A 16,004-nucleotide genomic window follows, 5' to 3' on the forward strand; every position below is an offset into this window, starting at 1 on the left:
CCGAAAGGAACCCTGCATGAAGCGAGTTGGATCGTATCTCGGCGACTGGTGGCGGCTGGTCAGGCCCTATTTCAGATCCGAGGAACGCTGGATCGCCTGGTCGCTGCTGATCGGCGCCATCGTGCTGACGCTGTCGGCGGTGGCGGTCGACGTCGCCTACAACGAATGGAGCCGGCGCTTCTTCGACACCTTCCAGAACAAGGACGAGCCCGGGTTCTGGCGGGAGATGATCAACTTCACGTGGATTGCCGCCCTCACCATCGCCTTCGCCATCGCCCGCGGGCTGGTCAGCCCCTACCTGCGGCTGCGCTGGCGGCGCTGGCTGACGGGCCACTATCTCGCCCACTGGCTCGACGGACGCGGCTACTATCGCATCGAGCTCGAGCGCAAGATCGACAATGCCGACCAGCGGATTGCCGAGGATCTGAACCGGCTCGGCCTCTACACCATGCAGCTGCTGCTGGGGGTGATCGGCGCCACCGCCACCCTGGTGTCGTTCCTGTTCATCCTGTGGCAGCTCTCGGGCTCGCTGTCGCTCGCCTTCGTCGGCATCGATGCGACCGTTCCCGGCTACATGGTGTGGGTGGCGCTGATCTACGCGTTCGTCGGCACCTATCTCGCCAACCTGGTTGGACGCCGCCTGATCCCGCTCAACTTCGCCCAGCAGGCGCTCGAAGCCGACTTTCGCTTCTCTCTGGTGCGCGTGCGCGAGAATGCCGAGGGCATCGCCCTCTATCATGGCGAGCCGGCCGAGCAGCACAATCTGGTCGAGCGCTTCCAGGCGGTGTTCATGAACGGCTGGCGAGTCCTGGTGACCAGTCTCCAACTCGCCTTCTATCAGACCGGCTATGCGCAGATCGCCATCATCTTCCCCTACCTGGTAACCGGCCCGCGCTTCTTCGAGGGCGCGATCACGCTTGGCGTGATGACGCAGACGGCCCAGGCATTCGGGCAGGTCCAGACCGCCTTGTCCTTCTTCATCGACAACTACTCGACCTTGGCCGAACTGCGTGCGGTGATGGATCGCCTCAATGGTCTCCAGGCCGCGATCGACCATCGTCCCGCCACAGCGATCGACGTTGCCGCCGAGCAAGGGCGTGCCGATGTCGGGGCCGACAGCTTGACCCTCAGCCTGCCCAACGGACAGGCTCTGCTCCACGACACGACTTTTGTGCTCCCACGCGGCCGGTCGACGCTGATCACGGGGACCAGCGGCTCGGGCAAGAGCACGCTGTTTCGCGCCTTGGCAGGAATCTGGCCGTTCGGGGCCGGTCACGTTCGCGTGCCGGCGGGCGCTCGCGTGCTGTTCCTGCCGCAGAAACCTTACATTCCGATTGGCACGTTGCGTGATGCCATCAAATACCCCGACGAAAACTCAACGGCGAGCGACGCCGAAATTGCTGCGGCGCTCGAAGCCGCCCGGCTCGGCCCTTTTGTCGGGCGCCTGGACGAGGTGGCGCACTGGACCTACGTCCTGTCGGGCGGCGAGCAGCAGCGCCTGGCTGTCGCGCGTGCCCTGGTCTTCAAACCCGACTGGCTGTTCCTCGACGAGGCGACGGCCTCGCTCGACGAGCCGACGGAGGCGGCGATCTACGGCGAGCTGAAGCGCCGCCTGCCGAACACCACCCTCGTGTCGATCGGTCATCGCCCGTCGCTGCGGCAGTGGCACGATCGCCAGGTCGAGCTTCAGCGCGTGCCGGGGCAGGTCGGCCATCTGCTCGAGGCGAAAGCCGCGGGACCCGCATAGGTCAGCGCGGCAGCTCCAATGTCGCCAGCGCCTCGTGTGCGCGGCGGGAGGCGCTTTCGACGGCCTCGGCGCCGCGGCTGAGGCCCTTGAGCCGGATGTGGCGGCCGTCGTGGATGCCGATGGTGGTGGCCAGGATGGCGTCGAGGTACGGGGCGAAATCTTCTCTGACGCGAGTTCGCACATTTCTGTCATCCTGAGCGCAGCGAAGGATCTCATCGCCGTTTGCCGTAGGTCCCCTCTGGCACTTTTGGCGATGAGATCCTTCGCTGCGCTCAGGATGACAAGCAAATGCACGTTCCCCCAATACATCACATTGAGGCGCAAGCGCGGCGAGCATGCGTATTGCTGCTGGCTCAGTGCTCGAGATCAATCTCTTCGGCGGGCGGCGCGACCTTCAGGTTCATGCGGCCGTCGTAGATCGGCCGGCCGCCCGTGGTCGGACCCGGGTACTGCACGAACAGGACGGTGCCGCCGGTCTCGGTGCGCATCTCGTTCTCGAAGTGGGGATCGGCCATGTAGACCACGGTGCCCGGGCCGTACTTGCGTTCGCCCATCTGGAATTCGCCCTCGATGATGTACCAGATCTGGGCAAAATCGTGCTTGTGGAAGGGAAAGCCGGCCCCCGGCTCGTAGCGCAGGAAGCCGGCGTTCGGTGTCGTTGGATCGTCTGTCGTCGGATGAAACAGGAACTTGGTGGCGTTGCGGAAGCGCCCCATCTCCCAAGCCATCTCATCGGGGTGCTTGAACTGCGGGGCATGATGGCTATCCGTCGCCTGGTTCTTCGGCTGAGCGGTCATGGCGTTCTCCTCCTGACGCCTCCGATCATGCCATCCGCGCCAGCGTCATGCACTTTCTTTAAAGGAAAGAACGCTTGCCTTAAAGGAAAGTCCGGGCGCACAATCGGGCGATGGACAAGGTCGAGCAAACCGCCCGCGACATCGGCCGGCGCCTGCGCAGCGCCCGCCTCGGCGCCGGGTTGACGCTGGCCGATGTTGCCGCCCGGGCAGGCGTCTCCGAAGGGTTCCTGTCGAAGCTCGAGCGCGGGCACAGCAACGCCTCGATCGCCAACCTGCTGCAGCTCACCGACGTGGTCGGCCTCGGGCTCGACGAGCTGTTCGGCGGCGGCGCGACGCCGGCGCGGACTCGCGTCTCGATCCATCGCGGCCAGGCGCCGGAGTTCCAGGAGGTTGCGGCGACCGGCTATCTCTGGCGGTCGCTGGGCGGCGGGGCGCCGCTCGACCGCCTGGAGGTGTTTCATCTGGTGTTCCCGGCCAAGGCGCGCATGGAGGCGATGGTCTCGCACCCGGGCCAGGAGCACTGCTACGTGCTGTCGGGCGAGGTCCGCTTCTTCGTCGGCGAGGAGCAGCACCGGCTGAAGGCCGGCGACGCGATCTTCATCGATTCGCAGCAGCCCCATCGCGCCGAGAATGCCGGCCGCGGCAAGGCGCACATGCTGATGGCCGTGACCAAATCCAGCGAAACCGCCGAGGCGCCTGACTGGTGGCGCCTGGCCTCGTCCGCTCAACCCAGGGAGCCCCAGCGATGAGCAAGGACATTCCGGACAACGCGACCGCCAATGCCGCTCTCACGACGTTGCGCGAGGCATCGCGCAAGGATCATCTGCCCTGGCAGGTCCGGCACGTCGATGAGATCGACTGGGAGACCATCCGCTGGCCGGGCGAGACCGGCAAGATGCTGTTCCATCCGCGGCCCGAGAACCCGACGGAACCCAATGCCGGCATCCTGCGGCTGGAGCCGGGCGCCTGGCATCCCGAGCACTATCACGGCTTCGCCCAGGTCTGGTACGTGCTCAAGGGCGAGTTCACCATCGGCGGCAAGCGCTGCACGCCGGGCTCCATGCTCTTCCATCCCGATCCGCATTTCGAAGGCGAGTTCCATACCGAAAGCGGCGGCGAGATCCTGATCGTCCAGTACCCCGGCCCGACCACCGGCGAGCGGCCGATCTATGCCGGCCGGTTCGACATGGAGGAGCGCAAGGCGGTTGCCGACGAGCGGGTCGATCTGTGATTTCCTCGCCTTTTCTGTCGTCCTGAACGAAGCGAAGGACCTCATCGCCGCCTACCATGAGCGTGCTCTGAAACTTCTGGCGATGAGATCCTTCGCTGCGCTCAGGATGACATGAGGGCGCTGAATAGCCTGAAACGCGGATCGTCAGACTTGGTAATATCCGCGATACCAGCGGACGAACTCGGCGATGCCGACCGACAGCGGCGTCGTCGGTCGATAGTCGATCAGGGCTTCAAGGAAATCCGTCGAGGCCTCGGTGCGCACCACGTCGGCGGGCTGCATGTCCATATAGTTGCGAATGGCCTTCCTGCCGGTCGCCCGTTCGATCTCCTCGACGAAGTCGAGCAGCTTCACCGGCTGGCCGCCGCCAATGTTGACGATCCGGTAGGGCGCCGACCGGCTCGATGAATCGGTCGCCGCCGCCTTTGCGCCGCCTCGGATGGGCGAGAGGTCACTCAAGCGGACGATCGCTTCGACGAGATCGTCGATGTAGGTGAAATCCCGCTCCATCTGCCCGTGGTTGTAGATGTCGATCGGACGGCCGGCGAGAATGCGTTCGGCGAACTTGAAGTGGGCCATGTCCGGCCGGCCCCACGGACCATAGACCGTGAAGAAGCGGAACAGGGTGGTCGGGATGTCCCATACATGGGCATAGGAATGGGCGATCGCCTCGACCGCCTTCTTCGAGGCGGCGTAGAGGCTGAGCGGATGGTCGGACGGGCCGGTCTCGGCAAGCGGAAAGTCGGTGCTGTCGCCGTACACCGAGCTCGTCGAGGCGATCAGCAGATGGCGCGGCGGCGAGCGGCGGCAGAGCTCGAGCAGGTTGAAGCTGCCGACGATGTTCGAGTCGATGTAGGCGCGCGGGTTGTCGAGGCTGTAGCGCACGCCGGCCTGGGCGGCGAGGTGAAGCACGACGTCGGCGGCCGCCTGCTCGTAGACGGCCCCGAGCCGCCCGGCCTCCTCGAGCATGCAGATGTGGGGATGGAAGGAGCCGAAGCGGGCGAGCTCGGCGTGGCGGGCCTGCTTGAGCTTGGGATCGTAGTACGGCGTCAGACCGTCGATGCCGGTGACCTGGTGGCCCGCGTCGAGCAACCGACGGGCGAGGTGGAACCCGACGAAGCCTGCAGTGCCGGTCACCAGGCAGCGCATGGTCAGCGTTCCGCGCGGCTAGGCCTTGACGACATGCCCGGCCGTGGCGCCCATGCGGGCGCAGACGTTGCGGGTGTCGATGACCAGGCGCGACCAGGCGACGAGGTTCGCATAGTCGACGGCATCGTGATCGGTGCAGATGATCGCCGCATCGAAACCCGCCACGACGTCCTTGGTCAGCGGCACGGAGCGCCGGCCGGCGAACTCGGGGTGCTCGCGCGTCATCGGGATCTCGGCGACCATGGGATCGTGGAACTCGACCTCGGCGCCGCGCTTCTCCAGGAGCTCCATGATCCTGAAGGCAGGACTCTCGCGCGTGTCGTCGACGTTCTTCTTGTACGCGACGCCCAGGATCAGCATGCGGGAGCCCTTGGCCGCGCGGCCGGCGCGCTCGTTCAGCGCCTCGAGGGCGCGTGCGACGACGCGCATCGGCATCGCCGTGTTGATCTCGCCCGCCAGCTCGACGAAGCGGGTCGCGACGTCGAATTCGCGCGCCTTCCAGGTGAGATAGAAGGGGTCGATGGGGATGCAGTGACCGCCGAGGCCCGGACCGGGATAGAACGGCATGTAACCGAACGGCTTGCTCTTGGCCGCTTCGATCACTTCCCAGACGTCGATATCCATCGCCTCGAACACGACCTTGAGCTCGTTCACCAGGGCGATGTTGACGGATCGGAAGATGTTCTCGGTAAGCTTGACCGCCTCGGCGGCCTCCAGCGAGGAGACCGGGACGGTGTGCGTCACGACCTCGCCATAGAGCGCCGAGGCAAGGCTCAGCGCCTCCGGGCCGTCGCCGCCGACCACCTTGGGAATGGTCGCGGTCGAGAAGCTGGCGTTGCCTGGGTCTTCGCGCTCCGGCGAGTAGGCGAGGAAGAAATCGCGGCCCGACTTCAGGCCACCGCGCTCGAGGATCGGCCGCATGACATCGCGCGTGGTGCCCGGATAGGTCGTCGATTCGAGGACCACGAGCTGGCCCCGCCGCAAATGGGACAGGATCGATTCGGCCGTCCTGATCACGAAGGTGAGGTCCGGTTCGCGCTGCCGGGTGAGCGGCGTCGGCACGCACAGGATGATGGCGTCGCACTCGGCGAGACGGCGGAAATCGGTTGTCGCAGTGAGATGGCCGGAGCCGCGCAACCCGGCGATCTCTTGGGCGTCGATATGGCTGAGGTAGGACCTGCCGGTATTGATCTGCTCGACCTTGGCCGGGTCGATGTCGAAGCCCAGGACGTTGAAGCGCTTGCGGCCCATCGTGCAACCGAGCGGCAGGCCGACATAGCCGAGGCCGATCACGCCGATGGTCGCCTGGTGCGCCTTGAAGCGCTCGATCAGGCTCGCTACCGGCGATCCCGGCTTTCGCCCGTCATCCATCCTTGCCCCCGCACGCCGCCACCCGCGGCCTGACCCCTCGGCCGCTTGTAGGGGGAGCGATTCTCGCTGTCAAAGAGAGGGATGCGCACCCTCAATCTCCTCCCCAGCTTCGCTGGGGAGGTGCATGAGTCTCAGCGCAGGCTGGCGTTGATGCGCTCGAGCGCGGCTGGGCCGGGGCAGAGGTCGGCCGTTTGCAGCGTGTTGAGCGGCTGGGGCACCGTGTTCAGATGGTGGTGCAGATCACGCGGGGTCGGGTCGACGTAGAGCAGGCCGGTCACAACCTCGCCCGCCGCCAGCCCTTCCTGGACGCGCTTCATGGCGGCGATCTTGTCGGACGGGTCGTAGTCCTCGCCGAGCTTGCGCAGACGCAGGAACGAGCCGTCGTGCTGCTGCACCGTGGTCACCGTGCCGGGATCGTACTGCGTGGTGATCTCCTCGCGGCCCTCGATGAAGTCGAGGCGGTTCAGCGCTTCGTTGTGCTCGCGTACGTATTCGTAGCTCTTGGTCGAGCCGGCGTGGTTGTTGAAGGCCACGCACGGGCTGATGACGTCGAGGAAGGCCGCGCCGCCGTGCGCCATGGCGGCCTTGATCAGCGGCACCAGCTGGTGCTTGTCGCCCGAGAACGAGCGGCCGACGAAGCTGGCGCCCATCAGGATGGCGAGCGAGACCAGGTCGATCGATTCGTCGGAATTGGCGACGCCCTTCTTGCTGATCGAGCCCTTGTCGGCGGTCGCCGAGAACTGGCCCTTGGTCAGGCCGTAGACGCCGTTGTTCATGACGATGTAGGTCATGTTGACGCCGCGGCGCATGATGTGGGCGAACTGGCCCAGCCCGATCGACGCCGAATCACCGTCGCCCGACACGCCCATGTAGATCAGGTCGCGGTTGGCCAGGTTGGCGCCGGTCATCACCGACGGCATGCGCCCGTGCACGGTGTTGAAGCCGTGGCTGGCGCCGACGAAGTAGGTCGGCGCCTTGGACGAGCAGCCGATGCCGCTGAGCTTCGCCACCTGGTGCGGCAGGATGTCGAGCTCATAGCAGGCCTGGATGATGGCGGCGCTGATCGAATCGTGCCCGCAGCCGGCGCACAGGGTCGACACGGCGCCCTCGTAGTCGCGCCGCGTGTAGCCGGCCTTGTTCTTGACCAGCGAGGGATGGTGCAGCTTGGGCTTGGCGATATAGGTCATGACGCCGCCTTCTCGAACGGAACAACCTTGAGCTGGCCGAGCTTCTTGGCGATGTCGGCCGCGATGAAGCGCGCCGTGATCGGCGTGCCGTCATAGTGCAGGACGGGAACCAGCTTGCGCGCGTCGAGCGTGAACTCGTTCATGATCATGGAGCGCAGCTGGCCGTCACGGTTCTGCTCGACCACGAACACCTTGTCGTGCTCGTGGATGAAATCCTCGACCGACTGGGCGAACGGGAAGGCGCGCACGCGCAACGCGTTGACGTGATCGCCGCCCTCCTCGAGATGGTCGAGCGCCTCGGCCATCGCCGGGCTGGTCGAGCCGAAATAGATCACGCCGTAGCGCGTCGATTTGGGCGAGGAGTAGCGCAAGGGTTGCGGCGCGATCTTGCGCGCCGTGTCGAACTTCTTTTGCAGCCGCTCCATGTTGCGCACATAGACCGGGCCTTCCTCGGAATAGCGCGCATACTCGTCCTTGGTCGTGCCGCGCGTGAAGTACGAGCCCTTGGTCGGATGCGTGCCGGGGTAGGTGCGATAGGGGATGCCGTCGCCGTCGACGTCGAGATAGCGGCCAAAATTCTTGCCGGCCTCGAGCTCCTCGGCGGTCATCACCTTGCCGCGGTCGAGCGAGCGCGTCTCGTCCCACTGGAAGGGCGCGCACAGGCGATGGTTCATGCCGATATCGAGATCGGTCATGACGAACACCGGGGTCTGCAGCCGGTCGGCGAGATCGAGCGCGTCGGCGGTGAAGTCGAAGCACTCCTTGGGGTCCTCGGGGAACAGCAGGACGTGCTTGGTGTCGCCGTTGGAGGCGTAGGCGCAGCTCAGCAGGTCGGATTGCTGCGTGCGCGTCGGCATGCCGGTCGACGGCCCGCCGCGCTGCACGTTCACGATCACCGCCGGCACCTCGGCAAACGAGGCGAGGCCGATGAACTCGGTCATCAGGGAGATGCCCGGGCCCGACGTGCTGGTGAAGGCGCGCGCGCCGTTCCAGGCCGCGCCGATCACCATGCCAATCGAGGCGAGCTCGTCCTCGGCCTGGACGATGGCGTACTTGGCCTTGCCGGTCTCCTTGTCGTGGCGCAGCCGCTTGCAATGGGCCTGGAAGGCCTCGGCGAGTGAGGAGGAGGGCGTGATCGGGTACCAGGCGCACACCGTGGCGCCGCCATAGACGGCCCCCAAGGCGGCGGCGTTGTTGCCCTCGACGAAGATCTTGTCGCCGACATTGTCGGCCTTGCGGACCTTGAGCTTCACGCTGTCGGGATCGATATGCTGGGTCACCCAGTCGCGGCCGAGATTGAGCGCCTTGACGTTGGAATCGAGCAGCTTCTCCTTGCCCTTGAACTGCTCGCCGAACAGCCGCTTGATCTCGTTGTCATCGATGTTGAGCAGCACCGACAGCGCGCCGACATAAATGATGTTCTTGAACAGCTGGCGCTGGCGGGCGTCGGTGTACGTCGCGTTGGTGATCGCCGTCAGCGGCACGCCGATGATGTTGATGTCCTCGCGGAACATCGATGCCGGCATCGGCTTGGTGCTGTCGTAGAACAGGTAGCCGCCCGGCGCGATCTCCTTGACGTCCTGCGCCCAGGTCTGCGGGTTCATGGCGACCATCAGGTCGACACCGCCGCGCCGGCCGAGCCAGCCGCGTTCGGTGACCCGCACCTCGTACCAGGTCGGCAGGCCCTGGATGTTGGACGGGAAGATGTTGCGCGGGCTGACGGGCACGCCCATGCGCAGAATCGAGCGCGCGAACAGCTCGTTGGCGCTGGCCGAGCCGGAGCCGTTGACGTTGGCGAACTTGACGACGAAATCGTTGATCGCGGCGATGGAGGACTTGCTCATGTGTTTTCTCCCCTTCGCGGACTCCGCGAACGGGAGGTGCCCGCGTAGCGGGCGGAGGGGTCAAAGGCGTCAGTGAGGACGCTCATGGCCCCTCCGTCGGCGTAAGACGCCGACACCTCCCCAGCGCAGCTGGGGAGGAAGGGATTCAGTGCTTGCGGCATGCGTGCTCCGCGTGTGTCATTTCCATGTAGTACTTGCGCATGTCCCACGCGCCGGTCGGGCAGCGCTCGGCGCACAGCCCGCAATGCAGGCAGACGTCCTCGTCCTTGACCATGATGCGGCCGGTCTTGAGGTCGTTGCCGATATAGAGGTCCTGCCCGACATTGACGGCCGGCGCGTTGAGGCGCAGCCGCACGTCTTTCTCCTCGCCATTGTCGGTGAAGGTGATGCAATCCATCGGGCAGATGTCGACGCAGGCGTCGCACTCGATGCACAGCGAGCCGGTGAACACCGTCTGGACGTCGCAGTTGAGGCAGCGCTGCGCTTCCTTGTAGGCGAGCTTGGGATCGAAACCGAGCTCGACTTCCGCCATGATGTCCTTCAGCGCCTCGACCTTGGCGCGATGCGGAACCTTGAAGCGCTTATCGACCGTGGGGTCGTTGTCGTAGCTCCACTCGTGGATGCCCATCTTCTGGCTGACGATGTTGACGCCCGGCGCCGGGCGCTCCTCGATGTTCTCGCCGATCAGCATCTTGTGGATGGAGATCGCGGCATCGTGGCCATGCGCGGCCGCCCAGATGATGTTCTTGGGGCCGAACGCGGCGTCGCCGCCGAAGAACACCTTGGGCTGCGTGCTCTGGAAGGTCGCCTCGTTGAGCTTGGGCAGGCCCCACTTGTCGAACTCGATGCCGGCATCCTTCTCGATCCACGGGAAGGCGTTCTCCTGGCCGATCGCCACCAGGACGTCGTCGCATGCGAAATGCTGGTCGGGCTCGCCCGACGGCACCAGGCTGCGGCGGCCCTTGGCGTCGTACTCGGCGCGCACCTTCTCGAACAGCACGCCGGTGATCTTGCCGCCCTCGTGGGTCACTTCCTTGGGGACGAGGAAGTTCAGGATGGGGATGTCCTCGCCCATCGCATCTTCCTTCTCCCATGGCGAGGCCTTCATCTCCTCGAAGCCGGAGCGGACGATCACCTTGACGTCCTCGCCGCCGAGGCGGCGCGCGGTGCGGCAGCAATCCATGGCGGTGTTGCCGCCGCCCAGCACGATGACGCGCTTGCCGACCGAGGTCGTGTGGCCGAACGAGACCGAGGACAGCCAGTCGATGCCGATATGGATGTTGGCAGCCGCTTCCTGGCGTCCCGGCACGTCGAGCTCGCGGCCGCGCGGCGCGCCGCAGCCCACGAATAAGGCGTCGTACTTCTCGGCCAGCACGGCCTTCATCGAGTCGATGCGCTGATGGCGAAACTCGATGTTGCCGATGTCGGTGATGAAGCCGACTTCCTCGTCGATCACCGACTCGGGCAGGCGGAAATGTGGGATCTGGGTGCGGATGAAGCCGCCGAGCTTTGGATCCTGGTCGTAGATCACGATCTCGTAGCCCAGCACGGCGAGGTCGCGCGCCACCGTGAGCGAGGCCGGACCGCCGCCGATGCAGGCAATGCGCTTTCCGTTCTTCGTCGGCGCCTTGGGCATGCGGACCGCGATGTCGTCGTCCTTGTAATCGGCGGCGACGCGTTTCAGCCGGCAGATCGCCACCGGCTCCTTCTTGCCCTTGACGAGAGTCTCGTCCTCGACGCGGCTGCGCCGGCATGCCGGCTCGCACGGACGGTCGCACGTCCGCCCCAGGATCCCCGGGAAGACGTTGGACTTCCAGTTGATCATGTAGGCGTCGGAGTAGCGCCCGTGGGCGATCAGCCGGATGTACTCGGGGACGGGGGTATGAGCGGGACAGGCCCACTGGCAATCGACCACCTTGTGGAAATAGTCCGGGGTCTTGATGTCGGTCGGCTTCAACAGGAACTCCAGGCGCCGGTAGCGGCCCGATGAATGACAGTTCAGGATAACGCAAAAGGGTCGCGCATTCAGAAGATTTGCATTGGGGACGTCAAGAACTCTGTGACCTAACTGGTTGCAGTTACGGGATAAATCCCCACGACTCTAAGGGCTTTGTCATGATCGCGGCCAGTAGTCGCTGGGCGAGGCGCCGGCGGCGCGGCGGAACATGGCGCTGAAGGCGCTGACGCTGTCATAGCCCAGATCCATCGCCACCCGGGTAACCGGATGGCCGCTGCCCAGCCGCCCCATCGCCTCCAGTAAACGCGCCTGTTGGCGCCACGCTGCAAAGCTGAAACCGGTTTCGCGGCGAAACAGCCGGGCCACGGTCCGCGCGCTGGCATTGACGGTTGCCGCCCACGCCTCGAGCCCGCGGCGATCGCCGGGCTCGGCCAGCAGGGCGTTGCACAGGCTCCTGAGGCGGCGGTCGGTCGGCATCGGCAGGTCGAGCTTCAGGGCCTGCACGCCGTGCAACTCTGCCACGATCAACGCGACCACGTGCCCGGCCGGTCCGCTCTCGTCGTACTGCAGGGGCAACTCCGTCGCCCGCACGATCAGCTCGCGCAGAAGGGGCGACACCGGTAGCACGCGACAGGCTGAGGGCATGCCCGCAGCGACATCATCGCGCAGGTACAGCGTGCGCATGGTCACCCGGTCGAGCATCTCGATACCGTGCTCGATGCCTGCTGGCATCCATACGGCACGCTGCGGCGGTACCATCCACATGGCCTCGCCGGTCGAGACCCGCATCGTGCCGGCGGTGGCGTAGATCAGCTGCGCGCGCGCGTGGATGTGCGGTTCGATGACGAAGTCGGCGGCAAAGTCCTTGGGCATCGCCGCAACGGCGCGCGGCACCTGCTGATAGTCGGCCGGATTGGTCGATCTTTGTCCGTTCTGAGACATATGTTGTCAGTTTAGCGCAAGACAGACAGGCTCGCAGCCAAATATGGTGATGCCTTCCGCCGGGACCGCGCCACCCAGTGGCGTTCTTACGTTCGTCCCCAACGACGTTGGGGAGGAGAATATGAGCGCCACGGAGTGGCGCGCTCCCGGCACAAGACTAGGTCCTTGGAATCCGGGTGCGCGTCGCATGAATCACTCCAGTCCCACCGCGATCCTGCTCAACATCGGCCATGCCATGGATCATTGGATCCTGGTGGTCTTCGCCTACAGCTGGGGCGTCATCGCCGGGGTCTGGGGCGTCGAATGGACGGAGCTAACGCCGTTCAACTACGGCGCGCTGTTCATGTTCGGCGCCGGCTCGATCGTGAGTGGCCGGCTGGGCGACCATTGGGGTCGCTGGATCATGATGGTCATCTTCTTCGTCGGCATGGGCGTGTCGTCTCTGATCATCGCGCTGTGCACCAACAAGTGGCAGATCGGCGTGGCGCTGACGCTGATGGGGGCGTTCGCCTCGATCTACCATCCGGTCGGCATCCCGATGCTGGTGCAAAAAGCGCGCAACCCCGGCTTCACGATCGGCGTCAACGGATTGGCGGGCAACATGGGCATCGCCATCGCCGCCGGCCTGTCGGTCTACATCGCCCAGCGCTTCGGCTGGCAGATGGCCTTCATCCTGCCGGGCGTGATCTGCCTGGTGTGCGCCGTCGCTTTCGTCATCCTGGTGCCACGCGAGGAGGAGGCCCCGGCCAAGCGCAAGCCCAAGATGAACGACCTGCCGCCCTCGGTGCTGGCGCGCATATTCGCCATCATGACCTTCACCGCGGTGACCGGCAGCATCATCTTCAACTTCACCACCAACGGGAACGGCGAGCTGCTGCGCGAGCGCGTCAAGGGCGCGGTCGAGGATCCAGCCGAGCTCGCCATCATGCTGTTCGTGATCTTCTCGCTGGCCTCGCTGGCCCAGCTCGTGGTCGGCAAGCTGATCGACCGCTTCCCGCTGAAGTCGGTCTACCTGCCCATCCTGTTCCTGCAGGTGCCGTTGTTCCTGATCGCCTCGCAGGTTGAGGATTGGGGCCTGTTCATCACCGCCATCGGCTTCATGCTGCTGGTGTTCGGCGCCATCCCGTTCACCGACGCCATGATCGTGAAGTACATCGACGATCGCATGCGCAGCCGGGTGACCGGGGCGCGGCTGGCGATCGGCTTCGGTGTCAGCTCGATCGTCGTCGCCCTGATCGGTCCGACGGTGAAGGCGGCGGGCTTTCCCGTCCTGCTGATGGTGCTGGCCGGCGTCGCGTTCCTGGGCTTCTGCGCGATCTCGATGCTGCCCGGCGAGCGCGACATGAGCCAGGCGGCGCTCAAGCCGGCCGAGTAGGCGCGGCGGGTGCAGCGCGAAGGATTCGCATATGGACAAAGATTCCGTCGTCCCGAGCGGAGCCCCCGAAGGGTGGCGCAGTCGAGGGACCCTTCTTGCTGAAGCTGCAACAAGAAAGGTTCCTCCACTACGCCGCGCTACGCGCGGCTCCGGTCGGGCTGACGGGAATTTTTCCATATGCAAGTGCCCTGGGGAGCGGGGATAGCCGGACTCAGCTCCGGTCGTGCGCGTCGATCAGCTTCGATAGTCGGCGTTGATCAGGAATTAGTCCTGCGTCACTGCAGGCTCTCCGGGCACCACAGCACAGGCGCCGAGCACGTCTTGGATCGCGTCAGCACGCCCGCAGCGACGGTACCCGGCTCGAGCACGGCGACCATCAGATCGTCGCGGTTCTTGTAGCGAATGCCGGCTTCGCAGGCGGCGAAGCGAACGCCCTCGAGCGGCGGCATGTCGGCAAGCTGTTGGGGGGCAAAGGGGGAGACCTTGGAAGTGTCGCGGTTCATGACTCACTCTCGGTTCAGGCGCAGAAAACAAAAAAGCCGCGCTCGGGGGCGCGGCTTGCGGTCGGACGCAGCATGCGTCATCGCATTCGCGCTTTTCCATTGGCGCGGCGGCGGCGTCGAATGTCCAACCGGAGGTTCGTCATGACGTCGAGAAGTGCGCTATCCTCTGAATCCATGTCAAGACAATAGTCTGGTGAAGAGAGGCGAGGGAACGATGCTGAAGAGACGTAGTGCGCTTGCGGCGGCTGCCGGTTGGACCATCGTCGGCGCATCCGCGGCGCGCGCGCAGGCCTGGCCGAACGGTCCGGTCAAGATCGTGGTGCCCTATATTCCAGGTGGTGCCACCGACACCGCCGGCCGCATCGTTGCCGAGAAGCTGACGGCGCTGCTTGGGCAGCAGGTGATTGTCGAGAACCGCGGCGGCGGCAACACCATCATCGGCATGGAGCTGGTGGCCAAGTCCAGGCCCGACGGCCAGACGCTGTTGCTCGGGACGACCACGCTGGCGACCAACGCAGCACTCGGCCTCAAGCAGCCCTACGATCCGCTCAAGGACTTCCAGCCGATCTCGACCCTGGCCGACATCCCCGACATCATCGCTCTCAACAACGACCTGCCGGTACGGACCTACGCCGAGTTCGCCGAGTGGGTGAACAAGCAGCCGCAAAGGGTGCGCTTCGCGACGTCGGGCATCGGCAACCAGCCGCATTTGTGGATGGAGCTGTTCAAGACCCGCAACAGGCTCAACATGGAAGTCGTCGCCTACAAGGGCGCGGCCGACGCGATCCGCGACGTGCTCGCGGGCCACGTGCCGATGCTCTGTGACGTCGTGTTGCCGACCGGCAACCACGTCAAGGCCGGCCGCATGAAGGGCCTGGTAGTCGCCTCGGCCGAACGGTCGACGGTCTGCCCCGACGTGCCGACGGTGGTCGAGCTCGGCATGCCCGACATGGTGAGCGCGGTGTTCTACGGCGTCGTCGCGCCGGCCGGCGTGCCGCGCCCGATCGTCGATCGCCTGAACGGCCTGGTTCATCAAGTGATCAGCGACGCCGAGGTAAAGCGCAAGTTCGCCGACCTCGGCTTCTTCACCACCGGCAGCACACCCGAAGTGTATCTTGAGAAGCTCAAGTTCGAGACCGCGCGCTGGACCAAGGTGGTGAAGGACAACGACATCAAGGTCGAGGGGTAGGGAGTGCAGGCAAAGCCTCTTGCCTCGGTTGAACAGTAAAGACCTCATCCTGAGGAGCGCCCGAAGGGCGCGTCTCGAAGGATGGGCACCAAGGACGATCTGTGTTGCCCATGCTTCGAGACGCCACGCTCCGTGCGGCTCCTCAGTATGAGGTAAAATGGTTGCCCGAGCGTAGCGAGGGACCTTTCGTGCAGTGGTACAGTTTGGCGGCGGGGTGTGCCGGACTTAGCCGGTCGTACGTCTCACGCTAGCTGTTCCAAGGCGGCTATCCCTCCCTGGGCACAAATCGATAATAGCAGGGGGTGAGTGGGGCGATGAGTTCGTACTCACCAGCGCCATGGCCGATGAACTTCAAAATTCCCCCAGAGGGGTCCTTGTAGCTTGTAGTAATCTTGCCGTCGCTTGTGACAGGCTCGGAAAACAGCCTCCGGGCATAATTGACGCCAAGTGTCAGCACGCCGTTAGAAATGTCCACCGTGTAGGTTTGGCCCCATCCGGAGCAGGCCTGCACCGACTTCTCCGGGATTAGCACCGTGCGGTATGTCTTGCTCTCTGCCTGAGCTTGGGTGGCAAGCATTCCGAGCACTCCAGCAATCGTCATGTAGCGCATCGAATACCCTCCCGTGCTACGCACCGCTGAGCGGCGTCTCTCTCTGATCCGGCCTCTGCGATCCGGGACGCTCCGCTTGCGCCCGCCATTTTAACGACAGGC

Annotated in this window: 15 protein-coding genes; 5 read left to right on the plus strand and 10 right to left on the minus strand. The window is 65.1% G+C overall.

Features of this window, described 5'->3' with window-relative positions:
* Positions 1–16: 16 nt before the first annotated feature.
* Positions 17–1,747 (plus strand): ABC transporter ATP-binding protein/permease, encoded by a 1,731-nt coding sequence (locus ACILR9_RS08810; RefSeq protein WP_395709536.1) that lies wholly within the window; start codon positions 17–19, stop codon positions 1,745–1,747.
* Between the two features lies 1 nt (position 1,748).
* Here ACILR9_RS08810 and ACILR9_RS08815 read toward each other — a convergent pair whose 3' ends face one another.
* Complete coding sequence (locus ACILR9_RS08815) at positions 1,749–1,928, minus strand: hypothetical protein (protein WP_395709537.1); 180 nt, start codon at positions 1,926–1,928, stop codon at positions 1,749–1,751.
* A 172-nt stretch (positions 1,929–2,100) separates the two neighbouring features.
* Entirely contained in the window at positions 2,101–2,544 is a 444-nt protein-coding gene (locus ACILR9_RS08820) for a cupin domain-containing protein (RefSeq protein WP_395709538.1), read from the minus strand.
* 110 nt (positions 2,545–2,654) lie between these two features.
* Between ACILR9_RS08820 and ACILR9_RS08825 the strand changes: the two genes are divergently transcribed.
* A complete protein-coding gene (locus tag ACILR9_RS08825; protein ID WP_395709539.1) occupies positions 2,655–3,293 on the plus strand; it encodes a helix-turn-helix domain-containing protein in 639 nt (212 codons plus the stop codon).
* Positions 3,290–3,775 carry a cupin domain-containing protein gene (locus tag ACILR9_RS08830; protein ID WP_395709540.1) on the plus strand — a complete coding sequence of 162 codons (486 nt, stop codon included), beginning with the start codon at positions 3,290–3,292 and terminating at the stop codon, positions 3,773–3,775. Before ACILR9_RS08825 ends, ACILR9_RS08830 begins: the two co-directional genes overlap by 4 nt.
* Before the next feature lie 144 nt (positions 3,776–3,919).
* On the opposite strand, the gene ACILR9_RS08835 is transcribed toward ACILR9_RS08830, so the two are convergent.
* From ACILR9_RS08835 to ACILR9_RS08860, 6 genes are all read right to left on the minus strand, one after another.
* On the minus strand, positions 3,920–4,924 hold the full coding sequence (locus tag ACILR9_RS08835) for an NAD-dependent epimerase/dehydratase family protein (protein ID WP_395709541.1): 1,005 nt from the start codon (positions 4,922–4,924) through the stop codon (positions 3,920–3,922).
* Positions 4,925–4,942: 18 nt separating this feature from the next.
* Positions 4,943–6,295, minus strand: coding sequence for a nucleotide sugar dehydrogenase (locus ACILR9_RS08840; RefSeq protein WP_395709542.1), 1,353 nt, complete (start codon positions 6,293–6,295; stop codon positions 4,943–4,945).
* A gap of 131 nt (positions 6,296–6,426) precedes the next feature.
* On the minus strand, positions 6,427–7,482 hold the full coding sequence (locus ACILR9_RS08845; protein ID WP_395709543.1) for a 2-oxoacid:ferredoxin oxidoreductase subunit beta: 1,056 nt from the start codon (positions 7,480–7,482) through the stop codon (positions 6,427–6,429).
* Entirely contained in the window at positions 7,479–9,326 is a 1,848-nt protein-coding gene (locus tag ACILR9_RS08850) for a 2-oxoacid:acceptor oxidoreductase subunit alpha (protein ID WP_395709544.1), read from the minus strand. Before ACILR9_RS08850 ends, ACILR9_RS08845 begins: the two co-directional genes overlap by 4 nt.
* Before the next feature lie 145 nt (positions 9,327–9,471).
* A complete protein-coding gene (locus tag ACILR9_RS08855) occupies positions 9,472–11,283 on the minus strand; it encodes an FAD-dependent oxidoreductase (protein ID WP_395709545.1) in 1,812 nt (603 codons plus the stop codon).
* Between the two features lie 156 nt (positions 11,284–11,439).
* Positions 11,440–12,225, minus strand: coding sequence for an AraC family transcriptional regulator (locus ACILR9_RS08860; RefSeq protein WP_395709546.1), 786 nt, complete (start codon positions 12,223–12,225; stop codon positions 11,440–11,442).
* Positions 12,226–12,412: 187 nt separating this feature from the next.
* Between ACILR9_RS08860 and ACILR9_RS08865 the strand changes: the two genes are divergently transcribed.
* The gene (locus ACILR9_RS08865) at positions 12,413–13,600 is read left to right on the plus strand and encodes an MFS transporter (RefSeq protein ID WP_395709547.1); all 1,188 of its coding nucleotides are present in this window, start codon (positions 12,413–12,415) and stop codon (positions 13,598–13,600) included.
* Positions 13,601–13,875: 275 nt separating this feature from the next.
* Here the strand turns inward: ACILR9_RS08865 and ACILR9_RS08870 are convergent, their stop codons facing one another.
* Positions 13,876–14,103, minus strand: a complete 228-nt coding sequence (locus ACILR9_RS08870; protein WP_395709548.1) for a hypothetical protein — start codon at positions 14,101–14,103, stop codon at positions 13,876–13,878.
* A 214-nt stretch (positions 14,104–14,317) separates the two neighbouring features.
* Between ACILR9_RS08870 and ACILR9_RS08875 the strand changes: the two genes are divergently transcribed.
* Positions 14,318–15,292: a Bug family tripartite tricarboxylate transporter substrate binding protein gene (locus ACILR9_RS08875; protein WP_395709549.1), complete on the plus strand. Its 975-nt coding sequence runs from the start codon at positions 14,318–14,320 to the stop codon at positions 15,290–15,292.
* Between the two features lie 265 nt (positions 15,293–15,557).
* Here the strand turns inward: ACILR9_RS08875 and ACILR9_RS08880 are convergent, their stop codons facing one another.
* Positions 15,558–15,902 (minus strand): hypothetical protein, encoded by a 345-nt coding sequence (locus ACILR9_RS08880; protein ID WP_395709550.1) that lies wholly within the window; start codon positions 15,900–15,902, stop codon positions 15,558–15,560.
* Between the last annotated feature and the right edge of the window lie 102 nt (positions 15,903–16,004).

This window comes from Reyranella sp., from assembly GCF_044224635.1.
In the GTDB taxonomy this organism is placed as follows: Bacteria; Pseudomonadota; Alphaproteobacteria; order Reyranellales; family Reyranellaceae; genus Reyranella.

Excerpts from the sequence above, each read along its gene's own strand:
- ACILR9_RS08830 (WP_395709540.1), top strand. The coding sequence starts at position 3,290 with ATGAGCAAGGACATTCCGGACAACGCGACCGCCAATGCCGCTCTCACG.
- ACILR9_RS08860 (WP_395709546.1), bottom strand. The coding sequence starts at position 12,225 with ATGTCTCAGAACGGACAAAGATCGACCAATCCGGCCGACTATCAGCAG.
- ACILR9_RS08810 (WP_395709536.1), top strand. The coding sequence starts at position 17 with ATGAAGCGAGTTGGATCGTATCTCGGCGACTGGTGGCGGCTGGTCAGG.
- ACILR9_RS08875 (WP_395709549.1), top strand. The coding sequence starts at position 14,318 with ATGCTGAAGAGACGTAGTGCGCTTGCGGCGGCTGCCGGTTGGACCATC.
- ACILR9_RS08850 (WP_395709544.1), bottom strand. The coding sequence starts at position 9,326 with ATGAGCAAGTCCTCCATCGCCGCGATCAACGATTTCGTCGTCAAGTTC.
- ACILR9_RS08870 (WP_395709548.1), bottom strand. The coding sequence starts at position 14,103 with ATGAACCGCGACACTTCCAAGGTCTCCCCCTTTGCCCCCCAACAGCTT.
- ACILR9_RS08865 (WP_395709547.1), top strand. The coding sequence starts at position 12,413 with ATGAATCACTCCAGTCCCACCGCGATCCTGCTCAACATCGGCCATGCC.
- ACILR9_RS08840 (WP_395709542.1), bottom strand. The coding sequence starts at position 6,295 with ATGGATGACGGGCGAAAGCCGGGATCGCCGGTAGCGAGCCTGATCGAG.
- ACILR9_RS08880 (WP_395709550.1), bottom strand. The coding sequence starts at position 15,902 with ATGCGCTACATGACGATTGCTGGAGTGCTCGGAATGCTTGCCACCCAA.
- ACILR9_RS08825 (WP_395709539.1), top strand. The coding sequence starts at position 2,655 with ATGGACAAGGTCGAGCAAACCGCCCGCGACATCGGCCGGCGCCTGCGC.
- ACILR9_RS08845 (WP_395709543.1), bottom strand. The coding sequence starts at position 7,482 with ATGACCTATATCGCCAAGCCCAAGCTGCACCATCCCTCGCTGGTCAAG.
- ACILR9_RS08820 (WP_395709538.1), bottom strand. The coding sequence starts at position 2,544 with ATGACCGCTCAGCCGAAGAACCAGGCGACGGATAGCCATCATGCCCCG.
- ACILR9_RS08835 (WP_395709541.1), bottom strand. The coding sequence starts at position 4,924 with ATGCGCTGCCTGGTGACCGGCACTGCAGGCTTCGTCGGGTTCCACCTC.